The 15,812-nt window shown below is 58.4% G+C and carries 15 protein-coding genes and 1 tRNA gene; 6 read left to right on the top strand and 10 right to left on the bottom strand.

From position 1 onward, the window contains the following. Position 1: 1 nt before the first annotated feature. Positions 2 to 1,450, bottom strand: coding sequence for an IMP dehydrogenase (gene guaB, locus L0664_RS17505; protein ID WP_235227188.1), 1,449 nt, complete (start codon positions 1,448 to 1,450; stop codon positions 2 to 4). 183 nt (positions 1,451 to 1,633) lie between these two features. Between guaB and L0664_RS17500 the strand changes: the two genes are divergently transcribed. From L0664_RS17500 to L0664_RS17485, 4 genes are all read left to right on the top strand, one after another. Beyond that, on the top strand, positions 1,634 to 3,676 hold the full coding sequence (locus L0664_RS17500) for an ASKHA domain-containing protein (RefSeq protein ID WP_235227187.1): 2,043 nt from the start codon (positions 1,634 to 1,636) through the stop codon (positions 3,674 to 3,676). Between the two features lie 127 nt (positions 3,677 to 3,803). Beyond that, positions 3,804 to 3,877, top strand: a tRNA-Gly gene (locus tag L0664_RS17495). Positions 3,878 to 3,904: 27 nt separating this feature from the next. Beyond that, positions 3,905 to 4,255: a RidA family protein gene (locus L0664_RS17490; protein WP_235227186.1), complete on the top strand. Its 351-nt coding sequence runs from the start codon at positions 3,905 to 3,907 to the stop codon at positions 4,253 to 4,255. Continuing rightward, positions 4,252 to 4,719 carry an acyl-CoA thioesterase gene (locus L0664_RS17485; protein ID WP_235227185.1) on the top strand — a complete coding sequence of 156 codons (468 nt, stop codon included), beginning with the start codon at positions 4,252 to 4,254 and terminating at the stop codon, positions 4,717 to 4,719. The genes L0664_RS17490 and L0664_RS17485 overlap by 4 nt, the downstream gene beginning before the upstream one ends. On the opposite strand, the gene pgi is transcribed toward L0664_RS17485, so the two are convergent. From pgi to L0664_RS17440, 9 genes are all read right to left on the bottom strand, one after another. Further along, positions 4,716 to 6,311 carry a glucose-6-phosphate isomerase gene (gene pgi, locus L0664_RS17480; protein ID WP_235227184.1) on the bottom strand — a complete coding sequence of 532 codons (1,596 nt, stop codon included), beginning with the start codon at positions 6,309 to 6,311 and terminating at the stop codon, positions 4,716 to 4,718. The genes L0664_RS17485 and pgi overlap by 4 nt on opposite strands. Positions 6,312 to 6,314: 3 nt before the next feature. Next, positions 6,315 to 6,989, bottom strand: a complete 675-nt coding sequence (pgl, locus tag L0664_RS17475) for a 6-phosphogluconolactonase (protein ID WP_235227183.1) — start codon at positions 6,987 to 6,989, stop codon at positions 6,315 to 6,317. Between the two features lie 5 nt (positions 6,990 to 6,994). Continuing rightward, complete coding sequence (gene zwf / locus L0664_RS17470) at positions 6,995 to 8,446, bottom strand: glucose-6-phosphate dehydrogenase (RefSeq protein WP_235227182.1); 1,452 nt, start codon at positions 8,444 to 8,446, stop codon at positions 6,995 to 6,997. Positions 8,447 to 8,510: 64 nt separating this feature from the next. Beyond that, on the bottom strand, positions 8,511 to 9,683 hold the full coding sequence (locus tag L0664_RS17465) for a 4Fe-4S double cluster binding domain-containing protein (RefSeq protein ID WP_235227181.1): 1,173 nt from the start codon (positions 9,681 to 9,683) through the stop codon (positions 8,511 to 8,513). Between the two features lie 9 nt (positions 9,684 to 9,692). Beyond that, entirely contained in the window at positions 9,693 to 10,295 is a 603-nt protein-coding gene (locus L0664_RS17460) for an HNH endonuclease (protein WP_235227180.1), read from the bottom strand. Positions 10,296 to 10,484: 189 nt separating this feature from the next. Continuing rightward, positions 10,485 to 11,153 carry an alpha/beta hydrolase gene (locus L0664_RS17455; protein ID WP_235227179.1) on the bottom strand — a complete coding sequence of 223 codons (669 nt, stop codon included), beginning with the start codon at positions 11,151 to 11,153 and terminating at the stop codon, positions 10,485 to 10,487. After that, positions 11,150 to 11,779: a DNA-3-methyladenine glycosylase family protein gene (locus L0664_RS17450; RefSeq protein WP_235227214.1), complete on the bottom strand. Its 630-nt coding sequence runs from the start codon at positions 11,777 to 11,779 to the stop codon at positions 11,150 to 11,152. The genes L0664_RS17455 and L0664_RS17450 overlap by 4 nt, the downstream gene beginning before the upstream one ends. Next, positions 11,776 to 12,504 (bottom strand): cobalt-precorrin-6A reductase, encoded by a 729-nt coding sequence (locus L0664_RS17445; protein WP_235227178.1) that lies wholly within the window; start codon positions 12,502 to 12,504, stop codon positions 11,776 to 11,778. Before L0664_RS17445 ends, L0664_RS17450 begins: the two co-directional genes overlap by 4 nt. After that, positions 12,501 to 13,547 (bottom strand): cobalt-precorrin-5B (C(1))-methyltransferase, encoded by a 1,047-nt coding sequence (locus tag L0664_RS17440; protein ID WP_235227177.1) that lies wholly within the window; start codon positions 13,545 to 13,547, stop codon positions 12,501 to 12,503. The genes L0664_RS17445 and L0664_RS17440 overlap by 4 nt, the downstream gene beginning before the upstream one ends. Before the next feature lie 97 nt (positions 13,548 to 13,644). Between L0664_RS17440 and cobA the strand changes: the two genes are divergently transcribed. Further along, on the top strand, positions 13,645 to 14,502 hold the full coding sequence (gene cobA / locus L0664_RS17435) for a uroporphyrinogen-III C-methyltransferase (protein ID WP_235227176.1): 858 nt from the start codon (positions 13,645 to 13,647) through the stop codon (positions 14,500 to 14,502). Next, a complete protein-coding gene (locus L0664_RS17430) occupies positions 14,503 to 15,810 on the top strand; it encodes a cobyrinate a,c-diamide synthase (RefSeq protein WP_235227175.1) in 1,308 nt (435 codons plus the stop codon). It begins immediately after the preceding gene. Positions 15,811 to 15,812: the final 2 nt, after the last annotated feature.

Below are 15,812 nucleotides of genomic sequence, written 5' to 3'. Positions count from 1 at the left end.
CCTACATCACCCTGTAATTCGGGCTTTCGCGGGTGATCTGCACGTCGTGTACATGGCTTTCTTTCAGGCCCGCGCCAGTGATCTTAACGAATTTACAATTCTTGCGCATTTGCGCGACCGTGGCGCACCCCGTATATCCCATGGCCGCGCGCAAACCGCCAACCATCTGGTGCACAACTGCCGCCGCCGACCCCTTATAGGCAACCTGCCCTTCGATGCCTTCGGGCACCAATTTGTCAGACGCTGCATCTTTCTGGAAATAACGGTCGGCAGACCCGCTGGCCATCGCCCCCAGCGATCCCATACCACGGTAGCTTTTGAAGCTACGGCCTTGATACAAAATGACTTCTCCGGGGGATTCATCCGTACCCGCGATCATCGATCCGACCATGGCGCAAGACGCGCCCGCTGCAATCGCCTTCGCAAAATCACCGGAAAACTTGATGCCACCATCCGCAATCACAGGCACATCGCCAGCCGCGTCGGCACAATCTGCAATCGCTGTCAGCTGGGGCACACCAACGCCAGCAACCATGCGCGTGGTGCAAATGGAACCGGGGCCAATCCCGACCTTTACAGCATCCGCGCCCGCGCCAATCAGCGCTTTCGTGGCCTCGCCCGTGGCAACATTGCCCGCAATAATCTGGACGTCGCTGGACAGCTTTTTCGCACGCGCAACCGCTGCAATCACACCCTCCGAATGGCCATGCGCCGTATCGATCACAACGATATCAACGCCCGCATCAATCAGCGCCTCTGTGCGCTCAAACCCTGCATCGCCCACGGACGTGGCGGCGGCCACACGCAACCGGCCAAGATCATCCTTGCACGCAGTCGGGTTCAAAACGGCCTGTTCGGTGTCCTTCAACGTCAAAAGACCCGTCAAAACGCCCTTCCCGTCTGTCACCAGCAGCTTTTCGATGCGGCGCGATTTCATCAGCGAAATCGCCTCGTCGCGGTCCGCAGGTTCGCGCAACACCGCAAGGTCTTCCATGGTCATCATGGTCGATACCGGTTGGTCCTCGGATGTGGCAAAGCGCATGTCGCGATTGGTCACGATGCCCATAACACGGCCCGCGTCATCCACCACCGGAAATCCGGTAAAGTTGTATCGTTCAATCAATGCCTTTGCGTCGGCCAATGTCTGATCTGGCCGCAGGGTCACAGGGTTATAGACAATTCCGCTTTCAAACCGCTTCACGCGGCGCACTTCGCGGGCTTGTTCTTCAACGCTCAGGTTTTTGTGGATCACGCCCATGCCACCGGCCTGCGCCATGGCAATCGCCATGCGCGCCTCTGTGACCGTGTCCATGGCAGAACTGAGCAACGGGATGTTCAGATCAATCAACCGCGTCACCTTGGTGCGCGTATCGGCTGTGCTGGGCAGGACGCTGGACGCACCCGGAACCAGTAGAACATCATCAAATGTGAGGGCCTCGCGAATCTCCATGTGCATCTCCTGAAGCATGGTCTCGTTTGGCATGGTCCTTTCGCATGGATACGGCGTGGGGGAAAGGCTGAATTGGGCAAATCAAACCCGCCTCATGACGCACATGAACATTAAGAGGACGGAATGCGGATGTATCGCCCCCGCAGGGCAGGTATCATCGCGTGACATAACAAGGCTTTGCGCATGACAACCGATCCCCTCGTCGTTTTCACTCCCTCCGGCAAACGCGGACATTTTCCCACCGGCACACCCATCCTGACTGCCGCGCGCCAGCTTGGCGTTGATCTGGATTCTGTCTGCGGCGGGCGCGGCATTTGTTCCAAATGTCAGATCACCCCCGGCTATGGCGAGTTTTCCAAACACGGCGTCACCGCCAAAGACGGCGCGCTGTCAGACTGGAACTCGGTTGAACAACGTTACAAAGACAAACGCGGGTTGATCGACGGGCGCCGTCTTGGCTGTCAGGCCACCGTGCAGGGCGACATCGTCATCGATGTGCCCCCCGAATCCCAAGTCCACCGCCAGGTTGTCCGCAAAGCCGCAAGTGCGCGCGAAATGATCATGGACCCCGCCGTGCGCCCCTACTACGTCGAAGTGGCCGAACCGGACATGCACACGCCCACTGGCGATCTGGAACGACTGGCCCAAGCCCTCAAGGATCAATGGGGCATCGAAGAGGTCGAGGCCGGTATTTCCGTCCTGCGCCGCCTGCAACCGATGCTGCGCAAAGGCAAATGGACAGCCACCGTGGTTCTCCACAAAGGCCACCAGGACAAAGCCCACCGCATCCTCGGCATCGCGCCGGGCTATTTTGACCGCCCGCTCTATGGCCTTGCGATTGATCTTGGCTCAACCACCATCGCCGCCCACCTGACGGATCTGCGCACCGGCGAAGTCGCGGCCTCCTCTGGCATCATGAACCCACAAATCCGCTTCGGCGAAGATTTGATGAGCCGCGTCTCCTATTCCATGATGAACCCCGGCGGCGACGTGGAAATGACAACCGCCGTGCGCACGGCCCTTAACGCGCTGATCGGCACGCTCAAGGCTGAATCCGGCGTCAAACCACAACAGATCATGGAGGCCGTGTTCGTGTGCAATCCCGTGATGCACCACCTGCTGCTCGGGATCGATCCGGTCGAACTCGGCCAAGCGCCCTTTGCGCTCGCCACCTCCGGTTCTCTGTCGCTGCACGCCGCAGACATCGAACTGGACACCATCAACGAAGCCGCGCGCATTTTCATCCTACCTTGCATCGCGGGCCACGTGGGCGCAGATGCGGCGGCCGTCGCCCTGTCAGAAGCACCGAACGAACAAGACGAACTTACCCTTGTGGTGGACGTGGGCACCAACGCTGAAATTCTGCTGGGCAACAAAACCCAAGTGCTGGCCTGTTCGTCCCCCACAGGCCCCGCCTTTGAAGGCGCGCAAATTTCAAGCGGCCAGCGCGCCGCCCCCGGTGCCATCGAACGCATCGAAATTGATCCCGTCACCAAAGAACCGCGCTTTCAGGTCATCGGGATGGGCCTGTGGTCGAATGAGCCCGGGTTTGAGGCTGCGATTGCCGCCACCGGCGTCACGGGCATCTGCGGGTCCGGCATCATCGAAGCAGTCGCAGAAATGCGCATGGCTGGATTGCTCGATTCCAAGGGGCTGATCGGATCGCCCGAACAAACCGGAACACCGCGCTGCATCCTCGAAGGGCGCACGCATTCTTATGTCATCTATGACGGCACCGCCGATGGCGGCCCGCTGATCACTGTGACCCAAACGGACATCCGTGCGATCCAACTGGCGAAATCCGCCCTTTATGCAGGCGCGCGATTGTTGATGGACGAAATGGGCACCGATACCGTGGACCGTGTGGTTCTGGCGGGGGCGTTCGGCGCGCATATCTCACCCAAACACGCGATGGTTTTGGGCATGATACCTGACGTGCCGCTTGATAAGGTAACATCGGCTGGCAACGCGGCTGGTACGGGCGCACGCATGGCGCTGTGCAGCGTCGCCGCGCGCACATCCATCGAAAAGACCGTGCGCGACATCACGAAGGTCGAAACCGCGATTGAACCGAAATTTCAGGAACACTTCGTCAATGCCAACGCGATCCCCCATGCCACCGATCCGTTCACGATTTTGCGCAGCAACACGCCGCTGCCCGACGCGCTGTTTAACACCCAAGGCAGTGATGATGGCGGTGGTCGGCGCAGACGTCGCCGCGCCTGACCGCCCAGACGTTTAGCCATACCAGAACCATACCGGACCCATACCCGACCCATACGCGGATTTTGCGCCATTTTGGATCGGCTAACCGATTGACGCCGCGCCCCCTCGCGCGTATTTCAATGCCATCGCGGGTATGGTGAAAAGGTATCACGAAAGCTTCCCAAGCTTCAGTTACGAGTTCGATTCTCGTTACCCGCTCCACCTCATTTTGATCGCCGGAGTATTCACATGACCAACATCACACGCATCGATTCCGGCCCTCGTATGTCTCAGGCCGTCATCGTCAACGGCATCGCCCACCTCGCCGGACAAGTCGGCGCAGAAGGCGGCACCGTCACTGAACAAACACAGGCCATTCTGGATCAGATCGACGTGCTTTTGGCCAAAGCCGGCACCGACAAGACCAAGCTGATCACAGCCCAAATCTGGTGCGCCAACATGGCCACGGATTTCGCTGATATGAACGCCGTATGGGACGCATGGGTTGCCCCCGGTTGCGCGCCCGCCCGCTGGACTGGTGAAGCCGTCTTGGCCACCCCCGGCTTCAAGGTTGAAATCATCGTCACCGCCGCGCTGTGACCCCCTACATCACACCCCTCGGGCCGGATCACTTGCGCGCCGCAGGCATTCCGGCACCGTGGGCATTCGGCCACCGCGACCGCGTGCGGTTCGGCGAACTCGACGCGCTGAACCACGTCAACAACGTCGTCTATCTGCGCTGGTATGAAACCCTGCGCGTGATCTACATGGAAGACTACGGTGTCTATGAAACTGCAGGGCCAGACCCGAAATTTGTCGTGAAAACAATAGGTTTGGACTATAACGCCGAAGTGCAGCGCGGCGCAGATTACATCAACGTCGCGCGCACGGTGGCCATGCGTAACACTAGTTTTTCGATGGAATACGCGACGTTCGTGAACGGTCAGATCACGACCACAGGCACCGCTGTTGTCGTGTTGTTGAACCAAGACAACACCAAACGGCCCCTGCCCGACGCCATGCGCAATCTGTTCATCAACCGCGACGGCGCTGTACAGGTCTAGACACCGTGACTGCGTAAAAAGTCCACCAATCCGGACGTCGATCCATCCTTGCCGGACGCATCGGCGCCTTCGATGATCGGCTGCAACGCCGTGGCCAATTCCTTGCCCAATTCCACGCCCCACTGGTCATAAGAATTGAGGCCAAGAACAACGCCTTCGACAAAAACGCGATGTTCATACAGTGCGATAATCTGGCCCAGCATATGCGGGTCCAATTTCGGATAGGCAATCGTGACAGACGGGCGGTTTCCGGGGAAAACACGGTGCTTTGCCTGACGCTCAAGCTCGGCACCGTCGAATTTATCCGCAACCTTGCCCCGCGCCTCATCCAGATCACGCCCCTTCATCAAGGCCTCTGATTGGGCCAGACAATTGGCCACCAAAAGCTGATGTTGGTGATGGAGATCATCATCATGGCCACGCGCCGCGACCAGAAATTCGCACGGGATGACCCGTGTGCCTTGGTGGATAAGCTGATAAAACGCATGCTGCCCGTTCGTGCCCGGCTCCCCCCAAACAACGGGGCCGGAATTCACGGCCAAATCTTCGCCGTCCATGCTCACGCCCTTGCCGTTGCTCTCCATCTCAAGCTGTTGAAGATAGGCCGGTAAGCGACTGAGATTGTTGTCATAAGGCAGCACAGCCCGCGTCGCGTGGCCACAAATCTGATTGTGCCAAATACCAACCAAAGCCAGTAACGCCGGAAGGTTCTCATGCCACGCAGCGGCCTGAAAATGGCGGTCCATATCCTGCGCGCCGCGCAAAAACGCCCGAAACGCATCCGGCCCGATGGCGATCATCATCGACAGGCCAATCGGCCCCCACATGGAATAACGCCCCCCGACCCAGTCTTCAAAACCGAATACGCGATCAGGCGCGATGCCGAAATCTGCGGTGCCCTGTTCGGACGTTGAAAGGGCTGCAAACTGCGCTGCCGGATCAGCCACACTTTGGCCCATCCACGCTTTTGCAGTGCGTGCGTTTGTCATCGTTTCAATGGTGGTAAATGTCTTGGATGCAACAATCACCAACGTCGTTTCGGGATCACACCCGCGCAAAACGCCCGCAATATCGGCGGGGTCTACGTTGGACACAAAGTGGCAGCGCGGCCCGTCATGATAGGGCGCAAGCGCCAGAACACCCATTGCAGGGCCAAGGTCAGATCCGCCGATCCCGATGTTCACAACATCCGTAATCTTGCCACCCTGCCCCTGAAACGCACCAGAGCGCACCGCAGCCGCGAAATCATCCATGCGCTCCAGCGTCGCTAAGACGTCAGGCATAACATCCACACCGTCCACAATAACCGGATCACCATCAAGATTGCGCAACGCCGTGTGCAGCACCGCGCGCCCTTCGGTTTCGTTTATCTTTTGCCCCGCAAACATAGCATCGCGTTTGGCGCCAACCCCGGCCTGATCCAACAAAGCAAACAAGGCTTTACGCCCCTCGCTGTCGATGTTCGTCTTCGCATAGTCAAACTGCAAATCACCAAGATTGGCCGAAAAGTCAGCCGCACGATCGGCATCGACCATGGTTTCAAACCGGCGGTCTTTTACTGTTTCATAGTGCGCGCGCAGATCATTCCACATGGCTTATTTCTCCGCCCAATGAACAATTGAACCGGCCAGCACGGCGGCAATGGGTGCGTCTTTGGGCGACAAGGATTTCGCCCGTTCTAACGCTTCGCGCTTTTGCGAACCGGTGATCACGATATGACGCGACATCGCGCCCTTCAACGCCGTGGCCGACAATGACAATCGCGGTTCCAACCCGTCCGGCGGCTGTACGGCGACAAGCGGGTACGGTGTGGTCAATGCGGTTTCAAGCTCATCCGAATTCGGGAAAATGCTGGCTGTGTGCATGTCCGCGCCCATGCCCAAAAGCATGACAGAGATCGGCAAATGCGGTTCAACCAGCTTTGACAGCTGCGCCACGTCCGCACCGGGAACGTCGGCAGACGGCAGGTAGGACACGTAATTTGCGGCCGATGCGGCATCAACCAAAAGACGTTCTTTCACCAACCGCGTGTTTGATCTGTCGTGGTCTTGCGGCACCAGCCTCTCGTCTGTCAACATGACGTGAACGCGCGCCCAATCAATACGTTTGGCACCACACAGAACATCAAATATCGGACCAGGCGTTGTGCCACCAGGCACGGCAAAGGACACGTGGTCATGGCCCAACAAATGCTGTTCCAACTCACCCGCAAGGGTGTTGCCGAGGTCCATCATCATCATTTCGACGTCAGGATATTCGATCAGTTCCATGGGCGTTACTCCTTAATTTCACGCCAGCGGCGCTCTTCTCTGTGCATCAAAGCCATGGCGTCCTCGGGTCCGCCTGACCCTTGATCGTATAGCTTTGGCACGTCGTTCCGCGCCTTCCAGCCTTCGATGATCGGGTCGGTCCAGGCCCAAGCGGCCTCAACCTCGTCGCCGCGCATGAACAACGTCTGATTGCCACGGATCACGTCCATAATCAGGCGTTCATAGGCGTCCGTATCATCCGCGTCAGGGCCAAGCGCTTCGGCAAAGGTCATATCCAGCGGCACATCAATCAGGCGCATCCCACCGGGCCCCGGTTCCTTGATTGTTACCTGCAACTGCATCCCCTCATTGGGTTGCAACTGGATCGCCAGAATATTGCGGTGCCGCTTTTCATCACCGGGAAAGATCGAATGCCCGATGTCCTTGAACACCACCGCGATCTCGGAGGTGCGCGCCTTCAGCTTCTTGCCCGTGCGCAGATAGAACGGCACACCGGCCCACCGCCAATTGGCGATTTCACAGCGCAGTGCGATAAAGCTTTCGGTGAACGATTTGGGGTTCTCGGCATCCTCACGGTAGCTCGGTTCATCCCCGTTCACATCATATTGACCGCGCACGATGTGGTGCGGATCAATGGGTTGTAACGCACGGATAACTTTCAACTTTTCGTCGCGCACGGCATCCGCATCAAACTGCGATGGGGCCTCCATTGCGATCAGGCACAATAGCTGCATCAGGTGATTTTGCACCATGTCCCGCATCGCGCCTGATTTGTCGTAATAGGCCCCGCGCCCACCGACACCGACCGTTTCAGCAACCGTGATCTGGATGTGATCAACGTAGTGATTGTTCCACAGCGGTTCAAATAGCATATTGCCAAACCGCACGGCCATCAGGTTTTGGACCGTTTCTTTGCCCAAGTAGTGGTCAATCCGGTAAATCTGCGTTTCGTCGAAATGCTCGGCCAGCGTATCGTTCAATTCCTGCGCTGACACGAGGTCCCGCCCGAACGGTTTTTCAACGACGACGCGGCTGTCATTGTCCGCAATCTTGAAGGTGTGCAGACGTTCGGCCAGATCGCCGAACAGGCTTGGCGCGACTGAGAAATAAAAGGCATTCACGACCTTAAAGCGGATCAGCTCATGCAGTTCTTTCCAACCCGCTTCGCCCTTTGCGTCGACGCGCAGATAATGAAGTTGCGCGATAAAATCATTCAGACGGCCCGTTTCGGATTTCTCGGCCCCGCCAAATTCGGAGATCGCATCGCGGATCATCTGGCGGTAGCCATCGCTGTCTATGTCTGACCGCGCGGCACCGATAATCCGCGATCCGGCGGGCATTTGCCCTGACAGAAACCTGCGGAACAATCCGGGAAGGATTTTGCGGCGGGCCAGATCACCCGTGCCCCCAAAAATCACCAGATCAAACTCTTCGACTGGAATCACGCGCGAGACCATATGGACCTCCGAAAAAATGAGTTAGCGCTAACGCCGCCTACTTAGCCCTCCCAGATGGGCAAGTCTAGCGCGAAGCCCACCACGTCGACGGTTTCATCCGATCCGGTTTGTGGCGCACGGCCCACCATTGCGCCAACTTGCGAAACCGCGACGTCGCGATGCGATACCACAAAGTGCCTTTGCTGTGATGGTTGAACGGGCACACCCGCATGCAAATCGCGCAATCCGTCTTTATTTTGGCCCAATACCCAAAGCATGCCTCGCAGTTGGCGGACCATTTTTTAACGCCCTTCAGGGTCGACGGGCTGTCTGATCCGACCTTTGGGCCATCTTTCGGCAAGGCCTTTGGTGGGCAGGCATCAGCGCAAATTGTGCAATCTTGGCAATAGGTTGTCAGGCCAAGCTTGTGTATCACATCAATATCCAGCGGCATATCCGTGAAGATTTTCGAAAATCGCACACGCGGGCCAAATTCGGGCGTTAGAACCATCTGGTTGCGCCCGTATTCACCCAAACCCGCCTTGATCGCATAGGGAATGACCAAAGCCGTGTCGTTCATCGATGCAATCGCTTGAAACCCGAGGTTTCGGATATATGCGGCCAGTTGCATCACAATCGCCGCTTCGTGCGAATATTCCCGCCCCGCGGCCGCCCCCGCCAGCGCCGAAGGGTACGTATCCACCAGTGTTTTATCCATCTCATGGCCCATCACGATCACATGGGTCAGCCCGTCCGGCAGATCGTTTGGCACGGGTTTCATTGCCTTGGTGTCGGGGCGGTGGGTGTAATGCCAGCGCGGATCAATATGCGTAATTCCACACAGATCTGCCCCGAAAAACCGCGCCAAGCGTTTGATTTCCTGCGATTCCTTGGCAGCAGTGCCAAGGTCCGCTTTCATCGGCGCGACGGGCGTGTCGTTTTCTATCGCGCCCTGAAACCCCTCGCGCAGGCCTTTGTCTGCGCCGCGGTTTGAAATGATGTCGCTGACCAGCCACGCCGCATTGCGCAGGGCAAAATCGCGTTGGCTGAACCCCTCACCCCGCCTTGGGGCCGCTTCCATGCGGTAGCTGGCAAAAAATCCATCCGTGTGGGGTGATTTGACCGTGTCATCCCACATCGCGCGGGTGAACATATCGTTCATCTGGTCAAAACGGGCGAAGTCATCCGTGATCTCAAACCCTGCCGCGGCATCACTGTCGCACAGATGATCGCGGGTCGTGTTGGCAGGCCATGTCATCGGGTCAACTTACGCTTCAAGCTCGGCATCCCAGTACAGAAAATCCAGCCAACTATCGTGCAAATAGTTCGGCGGGAATTTGCGCCCCATATTCATCAACTGCCCGACGGCAGGTTGGCGCGGCGGTTTTCGCAAAGACATGCCCGACTGCCGCAATGATTTGGACCCTTTGTAAAGGTTGCATCGTGAACAGGCCGCGACGACATTTTCCCACGACGTGATCCCGCCCGCAGCGCGGGGCACCACATGGTCAAACGTCAAATCGCCTGTCGTGCCACAATACTGGCAGGTGAATTCATCGCGCAAAAACAGGTTGAACCGCGTGAACGCAACCTTCTTTTGTGGCTTCACGTAATCCTTCAGCACAACAACGGACGGTATCCGAATTTCCATCGACGGGGATCGCGCAACCTCGTCGTATTCGGCAATTATATCAACACGTTCCAACCATGCCGCTTTGACAGCATCCTGCCAGGGCCACAGCGACAATGGGTAATAAGACAGCGGGCGATAATCCGCGTTCAGCACCAACGCAGGGTGTTGTTTTAGCCCGCCGGGTTGGCGCACAAAATCAGTTCGAAATTCCGCTTCGGACGTTTTGTCGGTTAACACAATCGTTTCCACCCTGCTTGCCGCATCATGGCATCAGAGCGAGAGCCCCGCTCCTGCCGTCCAACTGACTATATCTGGCATCCCAAACCTGACAACCCCCAGATGTAGTTCGCCTCTGACGGCAAGTTTGGGCGTAGAACATGACGTCGGCATGACGATCGCGGCAGCATTCAGGGGCGGCTTTGGCCGTTAGCCAAGCCCCAACCGTTCGCGCATAAACGCCAGCGCGACTGACAATCCGTCTTGCGCGATGCCGTGGCCTGTTCCGTTCTGGATATGGGCATAAACCTCTTTCCAGCCGGCTTCTTGCAACGCTTCAGCGGCTTCGGGCAACGATTGCACCGGCACGACGTCATCTTGATCACCATGGATCAACAGAACGGGCGGCTTGCACACAGCGTCGTCTTTCAGATCCTCGGGGCGCAACAAACGCCCGGAAAATGCAACCAAACCCGCCACGGCATCTTCGCGGCGTGGCAAAACGTGCAGCGCAATCATCGTGCCTTGGCTGAACCCCAGAACCATCACCTGTTCGGGCAGCAAATCCTCGTCCACCATGATCCCGTCGAGATAGGCGTTCAGATCATCCACAGCGCGCGCCATGCCTTCCATGGATTCTTCTTCGCTGGACCCGTCGATCCAAGGGATCGGGAACCACTGAAAGCCCATGGGCGAACCGGCGCAATCTTCGGGCGCGTCGGGCGCGAAAAACGTGGTGTCCGGCAAATGTTCCGCCAACGGATCGGCCAACCCCATAAGGTCAGCACCATTCGCGCCATACCCATGCAGGAACACAACCGCAGACCGCATTTCGCCCGATAGCGCATCGCGCCGCTGTGAATTCAAAGCTCTCGTCATGTTATCCCGTCCCTGTTCTTTGCCACGCGGTAGTACGCCCACAAAAGCCGTGCTGCAACCGACCGCCAAGGCGCCCAATCCTGTGCCATCACCCGAAACGCCTTTTCCTTGGGGCGTTCGGGTAAATCGTACAAAATGCGCGCTGCTTCTTGTAGGGCCAGATCGCCGGGCGCAAAAACATCCGCGCGCCCAAGCGAAAACATCGCGTAAACCTCGGCCGTCCACGGGCCGATACCGGGCACTGCGACAAGTGTCTTGATAACCTGATCGGTGGGTGTGTCGCGCAAAGCGTCAAAATCAATGCCCGCGCTGGCCAGTTCATGGGTATAGCGCGCCTTTTGGCGACTTAGCCCCAACGCGCGCAACTCATCCTGTGTGACCGCAAGACAGGCCTGCGGTGTTACCAATCCCGCGTCTTTCAGGCGTCCGTTAATGGCCGTCGCACTGGCAATGCTGACTTGTTGCCCGACGATGGCCGACAGAAGTTCCGCGAACCCGTCAGGCTTGCGGCGCAAAGGCAATGGCCCCGTCTGCACATAGGCGGCCTTCATGTGCGGGCATATTTCAGACAAGGCGGCCATGCCTTCGTGCACGTCCGAATCTGTGTGAATAATCCGGCCCGTCATTGGGACGCCACCCACAACAAAGCCTCTTGCACCGATGTGACGTGCACGGTGTCGGGCAATTTCGGGCGATCCAGCAGCAACACTGGCAGACCCAACGCGCGCGCGGCGTCCAGTTTCGCCCGCCCGCCCTTGCCGCCTGCATTCTTCACCACCAAATGCGTCACACCGAGCGCTTTGAACAGCGCCTCCTCGCTGGATTGCCTGAACGGAGGCCGCCCGATCACAAACTCCCCGCCCTCAAACGGGAAGGGTTCTGTCGGCGGGTCAATCATACGCGCCAGCACCCGCCGCCCCTCAAGGTTGGCGTAGTCCGGCAAGGTCTGACGCCCCGTCGCCAAAAACACGGTCGCGGTATCCGGGATATGACGCGCCGTGTCTTGTGGTGTGGCGATTGATGTCCAATTGTCCCCTGTTTCAGCCTCCCACTTTGGCCGAACGACGAGCGCGTAAGGCAGGCCAAGGTCCGCACAGACCCGCGCACTGCGGTTGGTAATATGGTGGGCGAACGGATGGGTGGCATCCAGAACGGCGGTGATTTTGTTTTCTGCCAAATAGGTTCGAAAACCATCTTCGCCGCCGAACCCACCAATGCGCGTCGGCACGGGCAGCGGTTCAGGATGGCGCGTCGCCCCCGCCAGCGACGCAACAACCTTAACTGAGGTATCCGTCAGCCCCCACGCAATTCGGCGCGCTTCGCCAGTTCCAGCCAGCAACAAAACGGTCATGATTTCGCCTGCGCGATGATCGTCCCTGCCCGATCAATCATAACGATATCGATCATCGGGGCCGCTGCGCCAAATTGTATTTGCGCTTGGGCCAAAGCCTCCTGGGCGATGCGTTTGGCCAACGGCGGGCCTGCAATCTCGAACGCCTCAAGTGCTGTGTTGGCTTGTGCAATCCGTGGATCACCCGCCCAAGACGCCAACCCCTCAAAATCGACCTGAGACCGCCCAGAATGCAAATCGACGGCACCCTGTGCCAGTTTGGTCAGCTTGCCAATGCCGCCCCCGATGGTCAGCCGTTCAACAGGATGACGCCGCATGTATTTGATCATGCCACCAACGAAATCACCCATATCCAGCATGGCGTGATCCGGCAATCGATAAAGCCCCTGCACCACCTTTTCAGACGTATTGCCCGTGCAGCCCGCCACATGTGTCAGCCCATCGGCGCGCGCAACATCAATCCCACGATGGATAGACGCGATCCATGCAGCACAACTGAACGGGCGCACGATCCCGGTTGTGCCCAGAATGCTTAACCCGCCCTCAATCCCCAACCGCGGATTCCAGGTCTTTTGCGCGATCTCTGCGCCGTTTTCGATGCTTACCGTGATCTGGATGTCGGGGCTTTGGCCAAACTCACCCGCCATTTCAGCCACAACTTCGTCCATCATCGCACGCGGGACCGGATTGATCGCAGGTTCCCCCACACCAATCGGAAGGCCGGCCTTTGTCACACGGCCCACGCCGTCGCCCGCCTTGAACACCACCCCGCCTGTTGAAACCGCAACACGCACCATCACAGTGACACCGTGGGTCACATCCGGATCATCGCCCGCGTCTTTCACGATACCGGCCTCAGCCCAGCCGTCACTGGACCGCGCTTTTACAACGTCAAACTCCGGTGTTTCGCCTTTGGGCAAGGTGATTGACACAGATGCAGGCGTCGCCCCCCACAGCCCGCACAGCGCAGCCTTAGTGGCGGCGGTCGCACAGGCGCCTGTGGTCCAGCCACGGCGCAATTCCCCGGATGGTTTGCGTGTCATTGCCGCGACCTTAACCGCGACCCGCAATGACGCCAATCCACAAATCTTAGTCGTTTGACACCTTTCGCGCCCGCGCATCCTTGGGCATAATGGGGGTATGGATACGCGACTCCCAAATCAGCCCTCGGGGCAACACTGGCCGGTCCTTCAATCCGGTTGGGTCTGGCTGTGCGGCGCTGGCCCCGGTGATCCGGGCCTGTTGACGCTGCACGCCCTGAATGCCCTTCGCCAAGCGGACGTCGTGATTTATGACGCGCTGGTCCAAGAAGCTATCCTTGAATGGGCGCCGCAGGCCGACCACATTTATGCAGGCAAACGCGGTGGTAAACCATCCGCCAAGCAGCGCGACATTTCCTTGCGTCTGGTTGATTTGGCCCGCACGGGTAAGAAAGTCCTGCGTCTTAAGGGCGGTGATCCGTTCGTGTTCGGACGTGGCGGCGAAGAGGCACAGACCCTTGTGCAGCACGGCATCCCGATCCGGATTATTCCGGGCATTTCGGCAGGCATCGGCGGCCTCGCCTATGCAGGTATCCCCGTCACCCACCGCGATGTGAACCAGTCTGTTACGTTCGTGACGGGCCATGATCAATCCGGCAATGCCACGCAAAGCCTTGATTGGGCGGCCATCGCCAAAGGATCCCAAGTTATCGTTATATATATGGGCATGAAACACATCGCCCAGATCACCGCATCCCTATTGGCGGCAGGTCGATCGCGCGCTGAGCCCGTTGCCGTTGTGACAACTGCGACGACCGAACATCAAAAAGTGCTGGAAACAACGCTCGGCACGATTGAAGCGGATATCGCACAGGCTGGTCTTGAACCGCCCGCGATCATCTGTGTCGGTCAGGCTGTGCGGATGCGCGATGTATTGAACTGGCAAGCACAGGCCGAGGGAATCGCACCGGTGAACCTTGATCCGTTGGGCCGCGGTCGCCCTGCCGAATCTGCGTAAATGTCGGGCCTGATCCTTGCGGCCCCATCGTCGGGTGCAGGCAAAACGACCATTACCTTGGGACTGCTACGCGCGCTGAAGAACGCGGGCCATAACGTCCGGTCCGCCAAATCTGGCCCCGACTACATTGATCCACAATTTCACGCCGCCGCCACAGGCCGCCCCTGTTTCAACCTTGATGCATGGGCGATGACGCCTGCGCGGATCCGCGAACTAGCCAGCGGCAAAGGCGATCTGATCATCGAAGGCGCGATGGGACTTTTTGACGGTGCACCGCCGGACGGAAATGGATCGTCGGCTGATCTGGGCCGCATTCTGGGTGTGCCGGTTGTGCTGATCGTTGACGCCAAAGCCATGTCTCAGTCTATTGCCGCGCTTGTTTCTGGGTTCGCGAACCATGATCCAAACGTGCGCATTGTAGGCGTTATCCTGAACCGTGTCGGATCTGATCGTCATACTGCAATGCTTAAGGCGGCGTTGGTCCCGTCGGGCATTCCCGTTCTGGGGGCCATTCCCCGCACCGATGCTTTGTCGCGTCCGTCGCGCCACCTTGGCCTCGTGCAAGCGGGGGAAATGCCAGACCTTGACGATTTCTTAAACACCGCCGCGGAGCTGATCACGAAATCTGTTGATCTGGATGCACTTCGGAATCTGATTGGCGCAGATAACGACGTCGGACAGCATACGTCGGCACCGAGTGATGCGCCCCAAAAGCCGCAGCGCATTGCCATCGCCCGTGATGCTGCCTTTTCGTTCACCTATGCCCATGACCTTGCAGCGTGGGCGCGTTCTGGCGCGACGATCCTGCCATTTTCCCCGCTAGCCAATGATCCGGTGCCCGAGGCGGACCGCGTTATCCTACCCGGTGGCTATCCCGAACTTTACGCCGCGCAACTCGCGTCAAATCAAACCTTCATGCAAAGCCTGAAAAAGATCTCGCAAACGTCTGATATATATGGGGAATGCGGGGGATACATGACGTTAGGCGAAACCCTGATAGACGCTGACGGCACCGCCCATAAAATGGCTGGTCTGTTAGGTTTGACGACCAGTTTTCAGACGCGAAAGCTCCACCTCGGGTATCGCAGGCTTCAAACCTGTACAGGGGCGAAAACATTTGCGGGTCACGAATTCCACTACGCGACAACGCTGGACGCACAAGGCCAACCGTTGTTTGACGTGCAAGACGCAGAAGGCCGCGATCTGGGGCAAACAGGGTTGGTAGAGGGCCGCGTATCTGGATCATTCGCCCACATCATTGATGAGGCCCCTTTTCCCCCCATTGCCAAGGGACGCGTGCAGGCGTAGCC

This window comes from Octadecabacter dasysiphoniae, assembly GCF_021532615.1.
Taxonomy (GTDB): Bacteria; Pseudomonadota; Alphaproteobacteria; order Rhodobacterales; family Rhodobacteraceae; genus Octadecabacter; species Octadecabacter dasysiphoniae.
Note: the sequence above shows the minus strand (reverse complement) of the source record. Positions and strands in the feature narration are given on the sequence as shown.